The organism is Gordonia sp. (in: high G+C Gram-positive bacteria) (assembly GCF_020438995.1).
In the GTDB taxonomy this organism is placed as follows: domain Bacteria; phylum Actinomycetota; class Actinomycetes; order Mycobacteriales; family Mycobacteriaceae; genus Gordonia.
Map to the genome: position 1 here is coordinate 1 of NZ_JAGQTN010000185.1, position 3294 is coordinate 3294.

Annotated in this window: 4 protein-coding genes and 1 pseudogene; 3 read left to right on the forward strand and 2 right to left on the reverse strand. The window is 65.5% G+C overall.

Translation table 11 applies throughout. From position 1 onward, the window contains the following. A partial coding sequence (locus tag KDB67_RS13470) for a YciI family protein (protein ID WP_291016453.1) occupies nucleotides 1-192 on the forward strand: 192 nt, incomplete at its 5' end. After that, nucleotides 189-1343 carry a DUF6596 domain-containing protein gene (locus KDB67_RS13475; protein ID WP_291016455.1) on the forward strand — a complete coding sequence of 385 codons (1155 nt, stop codon included), beginning with the start codon at nucleotides 189-191 and terminating at the stop codon, nucleotides 1341-1343. The genes KDB67_RS13470 and KDB67_RS13475, both read left to right, overlap by 4 nt. Before the next feature lie 43 nt (nucleotides 1344-1386). Here the strand turns inward: KDB67_RS13475 and KDB67_RS13480 are convergent, their stop codons facing one another. Further along, the gene (locus KDB67_RS13480; protein WP_291016458.1) at nucleotides 1387-1833 is read right to left on the reverse strand and encodes a hypothetical protein; all 447 of its coding nucleotides are present in this window, start codon (nucleotides 1831-1833) and stop codon (nucleotides 1387-1389) included. Between the two features lie 95 nt (nucleotides 1834-1928). Between KDB67_RS13480 and KDB67_RS13485 the strand changes: the two genes are divergently transcribed. Next, a complete protein-coding gene (locus KDB67_RS13485; RefSeq protein ID WP_291016461.1) occupies nucleotides 1929-2579 on the forward strand; it encodes a Type 1 glutamine amidotransferase-like domain-containing protein in 651 nt (216 codons plus the stop codon). 395 nt (nucleotides 2580-2974) lie between these two features. Here the strand turns inward: KDB67_RS13485 and KDB67_RS13490 are convergent. Continuing rightward, nucleotides 2975-3294: pseudogene (locus KDB67_RS13490) on the reverse strand (NAD(P)/FAD-dependent oxidoreductase); the annotation flags it as partial.

The following is a 3294-nucleotide window of genomic DNA, read 5'->3' on the forward strand; positions in this document are numbered from 1 at the left end:
GTCACCGACGGCCCGTTCGCGGAGACCAAGGACCTGATCGCGGGCTGGATGGTGATCGACGTCGACTCGCAGCAACGCGCCTACGAGGCGGCGGCCCGGCTGTCGGCGGCACCGGGCCCGGGTGGTACCCCGATCTGCGAATGGATCGAGGTCCGGCCGTTCTACGGTCACGTCCCGACGGTCACCGAATGACCGACGTGCTCCCCGACCTGATTCCGCAGGTCGTCGGCATCCTCGTCCGTCGTGGTCTCGACCGGGCGGCGGCCGAGGATGCCGTGCAGGAGGCGGCCATCGAAGCGCTACGACGCTGGCCCGAACAGCAGCCCGACGATCCGCTCGGGTGGCTGGTCACCGTCGCCGGCCGAAAGTCCGTCGACGCCCAGCGCTCCGATGCCGCCCGCCACCGCAGGGAGGAGCGGCTGCAGCAGGAGCCGGCATCGGGCCCGACCGAGGTCGATGACGACACCCTGCTCCTGCTCAGCCGCTGCTGCCACCCGTCACTGAGTATGGCGTCGGCGATAGCGCTGACCCTGCGCTCGGTCGGCGGGCTGACCACACGGCAGATCGCCGATGCCTTCATGGTTCCGGAATCAACGATGGCCCAACGGATCTCGCGAGCCAAGCGGACGGTGCGCGAGGCCCGGTTCGATCAGCCCGGCGATGTCACCGCGGTATTGCGCGTGCTGTATCTGATCTTCAACGAGGGTTACACCGGGGAGGTCGACCTGGCCGTCGAGGCGATCCGGCTGACCCGGCAGCTCGCCGCAGGCAGCGACGATCCCGAGATTGCCGGACTGCTTGCCCTGATGCTGCTGCATCATGCCCGACGGGCAGCCCGCCTGACGCCGGACGGTGAGATCGTTCCGCTCGCCGAGCAGGACCGCTCACGCTGGGACACCGCGATGATCACCGAGGGCGTCGGCATCCTGCAGCGGACGCTGGCGCGCGACCGGCTCGGCGAATATCAGGCGCAGGCCGCGATCGCCGCCTTACACGACGACGCCGCGCACGCCGGCGAAACCGACTGGCCCCAGATCGCGTCCTGGTACGACGAGTTGCTGCGTTTCTCCGGCGGAATGGTGGTCCTGCTCAACCGGGCCGTCGCGATCGGCGAGGCCGACGGACCGCAGTCAGGTCTGAAGGCACTCGAGGGCGTCGCAGCCGGTACCCCGCGTCGTGACGCCGTCGCCGCGCACCTGCACGAGCGCGCCGGTGACCTGGCCACCGCGGCCACGTTGTACGCGACGGCCGCACGCGCCGCGACCAATCAGGCCGAAATGTTCCACCTGACCAAGCAGGCCGCCCGGCTCAACCGGATTCTCGCCGCGAACCCGCCCACCTGATCACGCCCGCGAAACCGTGTAATCCGCTTCGCCCCCTTGCTGATCAGGAAGTTTCCCGCCACTTCGCGTATTCCTTGTCGAATACCGGGGCCACGGCATCGAACAGTTCCCACGAGTCCCCGGCGTGATACAAAGTCGGCAGCTCGGCGATCTCCGGCACCGCCACGTAGGCGTGTATGCACTCGTCGTATTTGGCCTCGGTGAAGCGGTTGCCCTCGTCGGTCAGCATGGACGAGTTGATCTCGCCGCAGCAGTGGTCGCCGAGGTACCGGCCCGGGGTGACCAGCCGCTGCGTCAGCAGGTGAAAAGTCGTCACCGGACGCATGATCGGCGGCCCGCCGGGATTGTGGAAGGGCACGGCGTCGGCTACGAGTCCCCGAGAGTGGGCCCACGCGAAGTACATCCCGATATGGGTGCCCGCCGCGGCAAGATCCTCGATACCCAACTCGTCGAGGCTGTCTTCGTGCCAGGTCTGGTCGTCGTAGGTCATTCGTCGATCATGACACCCGACAACGACAGGGTCCCGTGCTGACGACCGATGAGTAGGCTGGTCCGGGCATCGGATGCGAAGACAGGAGCTGACACGTGAAGGCCTTGTTGTTGTCCTGGGGTGCGGGAGCACTTCCGGGATTCCTCGACCGGCACACCGGAAAGGCTCCTGCGGACATCCGTCTCGGCTATCTCAACGACGCGATGCTGCCCTTCGCCGGCGAGGACTTCGCCGGTACCGAGCGTGGCCGCCTCGAACAGCTCGGGTACCGGCCCCGCACCATCACCGCCGGCGAGATCGGTTCGGCCGACGAGTTCGCCGCCATCCTCGACGAACTCGACGCGCTGTATGTGTGCGGTGGCGAGACCTTCGTTCTGCTGGCGAATCTGCGACGGCACGGGCTCGACGACGTACTCGTCCGTAAAGTTCGTGCCGGCGAAGGGAATTCGACCCCCCTTCCATACATCGGACTGTCAGCGGGAGCTGTGATCGCCGGTTCCAGCATCGAACCCGTGTCACTCATGGACGATCCGGCAAGTGCACCGGATCTCACCTACTATCGTGGGCTCGGTTTCGTCGACACGGCGATCGTGCCGCACGCGGACAGCAAGATCGAGCTCTTCCCGCCGGAACTTTTCGTCAAGATCGATCAGACCTATTCGCCCCGGCACCAATTGACCTTTCTCAACGACGACCAGGCGATCCTCGTGGAGGGTACGCAGACAACCGTCGTCGAATCCCTCTGATCGTCCGGTCGACGCCTGCGCAACGTTGCACTCAGTTCCGGATTCCAGAACTATCAGCAAGGTCTATTGAACACTCCGCGTGCAATGGTCTCGTCCAGGTCGAACCGCGAAACATCCTCGGGGCGTGCTGGTTTCCCGTTCAGGGTCAGATCCCAGCAGGTACCTCGGAAGCGGAGACGGGTGGCCGTCGCCGATACCGGGTTGACTGTGAATCATCCGGTCAGGTTCGCCCTGACCCACGCCCGCACCCTCGGGTCGGTGCGGCAGCGAACATCACCAGCAACACGAGGCCGCAGACCGCGAAACGAAAGGCCTGAAGCCCGAGCCGGTACACAGGCGTATTCAATCACGCCGCCGAACTCGCGGCCGAGAAGTTCCCGATCCGGCTACGAGACTTATCCCGCAGTGGTTGCCGGGCGAGTGCGCAGCGAATCCGCGAATCCCGGAATGAGTGGACGACAGCCGGTTTCGGAAACCACGCGGTCAATAGTCTTCCGGATCGTCTTCGAGTCGATATAGCCTCGGTGCCGATCGGACCTGACCAGGGACAGGCCACCACTCAGATCAGGTGTGTCGTGGGCGATGAGATCGTCGAACCGGGCGGCCAGTGCCGGATCCGAATCCTGCGCGGCCAGGTACTGGGCGATCAGGTTCGACACACTGTCGAACAGGGTGTACGCACTCGAGTTGGTCTCGATGTAGCCGAGGGTGAACA

Bases quoted from the DNA above. Each gene is read 5' to 3' on its own strand.
- KDB67_RS13475 (WP_291016455.1), top strand. From the start codon at position 189: ATGACCGACGTGCTCCCCGACCTGATTCCGCAGGTCGTCGGCATCCTC.
- KDB67_RS13480 (WP_291016458.1), bottom strand. From the start codon at position 1,833: ATGACCTACGACGACCAGACCTGGCACGAAGACAGCCTCGACGAGTTG.